Annotated in this window: 3 rRNA genes; all 3 read left to right on the top strand. The window is 54.7% G+C overall.

The window, feature by feature from the left end:
• The first annotated feature begins 213 nt into the window (after nt 1-213).
• The 3 genes from CQ044_RS19300 (at nt 214) to rrf (ending at nt 5,471) form a co-directional block, all read left to right on the top strand.
• Nucleotides 214-1,738 (top strand): 16S ribosomal RNA (locus CQ044_RS19300).
• Nucleotides 1,739-2,144: 406 nt separating this feature from the next.
• A 23S ribosomal RNA gene (locus tag CQ044_RS19295) occupies nt 2,145-5,247 on the top strand.
• Nucleotides 5,248-5,354: 107 nt separating this feature from the next.
• A 5S ribosomal RNA gene (gene rrf / locus CQ044_RS19290) occupies nt 5,355-5,471 on the top strand.
• Together the 16S, 23S and 5S rRNA genes form the textbook arrangement of a ribosomal RNA operon.
• The last annotated feature ends 44 nt before the right edge of the window (nt 5,472-5,515 follow it).

Here is a 5,515-nt window from a genome sequence, read left to right as displayed (position 1 = left end):
GGAGCATCCGATCCTTGAGAACTCAACAGCGTGCACTTGTCAAATGCCAATTTATTCCTCGTCCAGCTTTCGGGCTGGTTGAGAAATTCCTTTGGATCAAAGACCAACTCCTTTTGGGGTTGGCATTCGGATGAAGTCAGCAATGATGTCATCTCTTTGGTCAGTTTCAAACTCGCTGCGTGCCGGTTTTCCCCGGTGGGTATGCATTTCTTTTTTACGGAGAGTTTGATCCTGGCTCAGGATGAACGCTGGCGGCGTGCTTAACACATGCAAGTCGAACGATGAACCAGGTGCTTGCACTTGGGGATTAGTGGCGAACGGGTGAGTAACACGTGAGCAACCTGCCCCTCACTCTGGGATAAGCGCTGGAAACGGCGTCTAATACTGGATACGAGTCGCAACCGCATGGTTAGTGACTGGAAAGATTTTTTGGTGGGGGATGGGCTCGCGGCCTATCAGCTTGTTGGTGAGGTAATGGCTCACCAAGGCGTCGACGGGTAGCCGGCCTGAGAGGGTGACCGGCCACACTGGGACTGAGACACGGCCCAGACTCCTACGGGAGGCAGCAGTGGGGAATATTGCACAATGGGCGGAAGCCTGATGCAGCAACGCCGCGTGAGGGATGACGGCCTTCGGGTTGTAAACCTCTTTTAGCAGGGAAGAAGCGAGAGTGACGGTACCTGCAGAAAAAGCACCGGCTAACTACGTGCCAGCAGCCGCGGTAATACGTAGGGTGCAAGCGTTATCCGGAATTATTGGGCGTAAAGAGCTCGTAGGCGGTTTGTCGCGTCTGCTGTGAAATCCCGAGGCTCAACCTCGGGCCTGCAGTGGGTACGGGCAGACTAGAGTGCGGTAGGGGAGATTGGAATTCCTGGTGTAGCGGTGGAATGCGCAGATATCAGGAGGAACACCGATGGCGAAGGCAGATCTCTGGGCCGTAACTGACGCTGAGGAGCGAAAGGGTGGGGAGCAAACAGGCTTAGATACCCTGGTAGTCCACCCCGTAAACGTTGGGAACTAGTTGTGGGGTCCTTTCCACGGATTCCGTGACGCAGCTAACGCATTAAGTTCCCCGCCTGGGGAGTACGGCCGCAAGGCTAAAACTCAAAGGAATTGACGGGGACCCGCACAAGCGGCGGAGCATGCGGATTAATTCGATGCAACGCGAAGAACCTTACCAAGGCTTGACATACACGAGAACGGGCCAGAAATGGTCAACTCTTTGGACACTCGTGAACAGGTGGTGCATGGTTGTCGTCAGCTCGTGTCGTGAGATGTTGGGTTAAGTCCCGCAACGAGCGCAACCCTCGTTCTATGTTGCCAGCACGTAATGGTGGGAACTCATGGGATACTGCCGGGGTCAACTCGGAGGAAGGTGGGGATGACGTCAAATCATCATGCCCCTTATGTCTTGGGCTTCACGCATGCTACAATGGCCGGTACAAAGGGCTGCAATACCGTGAGGTGGAGCGAATCCCAAAAAGCCGGTCCCAGTTCGGATTGAGGTCTGCAACTCGACCTCATGAAGTCGGAGTCGCTAGTAATCGCAGATCAGCAACGCTGCGGTGAATACGTTCCCGGGTCTTGTACACACCGCCCGTCAAGTCATGAAAGTCGGTAACACCTGAAGCCGGTGGCCTAACCCTTGTGGAGGGAGCCGTCGAAGGTGGGATCGGTAATTAGGACTAAGTCGTAACAAGGTAGCCGTACCGGAAGGTGCGGCTGGATCACCTCCTTTCTAAGGAGCATCTGACTCTTCGGAGTCCAGAACCCAGTTCGAAGGCATACGTTCTTCGCTGGGAGCTCATGGGTGGAACATTTGACATGGCATCAGAACCAATGGTTTCTGCTAGTACGCACTTCGGTGTGGGAACGCGGGGGCTGGTGGGTTTGGTGCCTGCACGCTGTTGGGTCCTGAGGGACCGGGTGTGGGAACACATGCGGTACTTCTGGCCTTCTTCTGGTTTCCGGTTTGTCCGGTGGCTGGTTGGGGGACCGCCCGTACTTTGAGAACTACACAGTGGACGCGAGCATCTTCAGCATGACCCTTTGGGGTTGTGTTGTTTTGATGATCTTAAAGATCATTAGTCAATTTCGACCAGGTCCTTCGGGGTCTGGTACCGATTCTTGATGAACTCATGTGATTTCAAGTCTTTAAGAGCAAACGGTGAATGCCTTGGCATCTGGAGCCGAAGAAGGACGTAGCAATCTGCGATAAGCCTCGGGGAACTGATAAGCGAGTTTTGATCCGAGGGTGTCCGAATGGGGAAACCCCGCTGGGCGGCGTGCCGACCTAGTGACTCCCGCCTGAATATATAGGGCGGGTAGAGGGAACGTGGGGAAGTGAAACATCTCAGTACCCACAGGAAGAGAAAACAACATGTGATTCCGTGAGTAGTGGCGAGCGAAAGCGGATGAGGCTAAACCGGGTGTGTGTGATAGCCGGCAGGCGTTGCATGCCCGGGGTTGCGGGACTTTTCTGATTGTTCTGCCGAACTTTCAGCGTTACAAGCAGGTATAGACGAACGGCTTTGAATGGCCGGTCATAGAGGGTGCGAACCCCGTAGTCGAAATGCCTGGCTTGGCGTGAAGAGTATCCCAAGTAGCACGGGGCCCGAGAAATCCCGTGTGAATCTGTCAGGACCACCTGATAAGCCTAAATACTCCCAGATGACCGATAGCGGACAAGTACCGTGAGGGAAAGGTGAAAAGTACCCCGGGAGGGGAGTGAAATAGTACCTGAAACCGTTTGCTTACAAACCGTTGGAGCCTCCTTAGTAGGGGTGACAGCGTGCCTTTTGAAGAATGAGCCTGCGAGTTAGCGATACGTGGCGAGGTTAACCCGTGTGGGGTAGCCGTAGCGAAAGCGAGTCTGAATAGGGCGATTCAGTCGCGTGTCCTAGACCCGAAGCGAAGTGATCTATCCATGGCCAGGCTGAAGCGACGGTAAGACGTCGTGGAGGGCCGAACCCACTTAGGTTGAAAACTGAGGGGATGAGCTGTGGATAGGGGTGAAAGGCCAATCAAACTTCGTGATAGCTGGTTCTCTCCGAAATGCATTTAGGTGCAGCGTTGCGTGTTTCTTGCCGGAGGTAGAGCTACTGGATGGCCGATGGGCCCTACAAGGTTACTGACGTCAGCCAAACTCCGAATGCCGGTAAGTGAGAGCGCAGCAGTGAGACTGTGGGGGATAAGCTTCATAGTCGAGAGGGAAACAACCCAGACCACCATCTAAGGTCCCTAAGCGCGTGCTAAGTGGGAAAGGATGTGGAGTTGCTGTGACAACCAGGAGGTTGGCTTAGAAGCAGCCACCCTTGAAAGAGTGCGTAATAGCTCACTGGTCAAGTGATTCCGCGCCGACAATGTAACGGGGCTCAAGCACGCCACCGAAGTTGTGGCATTGACATTTATGGTAGGCCTTCGTGGTCCAGCCGTGTTGATGGGTAGGAGAGCGTCGTGTGGCGAGTGAAGCGGCGGAGTGATCCAGCCGTGGACGCTACACGAGTGAGAATGCAGGCATGAGTAGCGAAAGACGTGTGAGAAACACGTCCTCCGGAAGACCAAGGGTTCCAGGGTCAAGCTAATCTTCCCTGGGTAAGTCGGGACCTAAGGCGAGGCCGACAGGCGTAGTCGATGGACAACGGGTTGATATTCCCGTACCGGCGAAGAACCGCCCAAGCTAATCCAGTAGTGCTAAGTATCTGAATCCCCATGACCGGATCCTTCGGGTGATGGCTTGGGGCCTAGCGTACGACCCCATTCTGGTGCGGCTAGCGTATTAACAGGTGTGACGCAGGAAGGTAGCCCAGCCAGGCGATGGTTGTCCTGGTGCAAGTGCGTAGGCCGAGAGATAGGCAAATCCGTCTCTCATACAGGCTGAGACACGATGCGGATAAAAAGTGGGTGATCCTATGCTGCCAAGAAAAGCATCGACGCGAGGTTCTAGCCGCCCGTACCCCAAACCGACTCAGGTGGTCAGGTAGAGAATACCAAGGAGATCGAGAGAATCGTGGTTAAGGAACTCGGCAAAATGCCCCCGTAACTTCGGGAGAAGGGGGGCCACCCGCTTATACGGATTTACTCCGAAAAGGGTGTGGTGGCCGCAGAGACTAGTGGGTAGCGACTGTTTACTAAAAACACAGGTCCGTGCCAAGTCGCAAGACGATGTATACGGACTGACGCCTGCCCGGTGCTGGAAGGTTAAGAGGACGGGTTAGCTTCGGCGAAGCTCAGAATTTAAGCCCCAGTAAACGGCGGTGGTAACTATAACCATCCTAAGGTAGCGAAATTCCTTGTCGGGTAAGTTCCGACCTGCACGAATGGCGTAACGACTTCCCAACTGTCTCAACCGCGAACTCGGCGAAATTGCATTACGAGTAAAGATGCTCGTTACGCGCAGCAGGACGGAAAGACCCCGTGACCTTTACTACAGCTTGGTATTGGTGTTCGGTGTGGCTTGTGTAGGATAGGTGGGAGACTTTGAAGCGGTGACGCCAGTTACCGTGGAGTCATTGTTGAAATACCACTCTGGTCACTCTGGATATCTAACTTCGAACCGTAATCCGGTTCAGGGACAGTGCCTGGTGGGTAGTTTAACTGGGGCGGTTGCCTCCCAAAAAGTAACGGAGGCGCCCAAAGGTTCCCTCAACCTGGTTGGCAATCAGGTGTCGAGTGTAAGTGCACAAGGGAGCTTGACTGTGAGACTGACAGGTCGAGCAGGGACGAAAGTCGGGACTAGTGATCCGGCAGTGGCTTGTGGAAGCGCTGTCGCTCAACGGATAAAAGGTACCTCGGGGATAACAGGCTGATCTTGCCCAAGAGTCCATATCGACGGCATGGTTTGGCACCTCGATGTCGGCTCGTCGCATCCTGGGGCTGGAGTAGGTCCCAAGGGTTGGGCTGTTCGCCCATTAAAGCGGTACGCGAGCTGGGTTTAGAACGTCGTGAGACAGTTCGGTCCCTATCCGCTGCGCGCGTAGGAAGTTTGAGAGGATCTGACCCTAGTACGAGAGGACCGGGTTGGACGAACCTCTGGTGTGCCAGTTGTTCCGCCAGGAGCACCGCTGGTTAGCTACGTTCGGGATGGATAACCGCTGAAAGCATCTAAGCGGGAAGCCGGCCTCAAGATGAGACTTCCATACCTTCGGGTGAGAGGCTCCCAGCCAGACTACTGGGTTGATAGGCCAGATGTGGAAGCGTGGTAACACGTGCAGCTGACTGGTACTAATAAGCCGATGACTTGATAACACACCGTTCTTGGTGCTTGCGTCCACTTTGTGGTTCTCGACGTACGGTCGAAACCGCGAACATAACAAACATTACGTTTGTGCTTGTTCGAGACACGTCAATAGTGTTTCGGCGGCCATAGCGTGAGGGAAACGCCCGGTCACATTCCGAACCCGGAAGCTAAGCCTCACAGCGCCGATGGTACTGCAGGGGGGACCCTGTGGGAGAGTAGGACACCGCCGGACTTCCTTTAACAGAAAGGCCACCCAACGCAGGGTGGCCTTTCTGC

The organism is Microbacterium sp. MYb64, from assembly GCF_002979495.1.
In the GTDB taxonomy this organism is placed as follows: domain Bacteria; phylum Actinomycetota; class Actinomycetes; order Actinomycetales; family Microbacteriaceae; genus Microbacterium; species Microbacterium azadirachtae_A.
The sequence above is the reverse complement of the archived record's forward strand: the minus strand, read 5'-3'. Positions and strand labels throughout refer to the sequence as shown.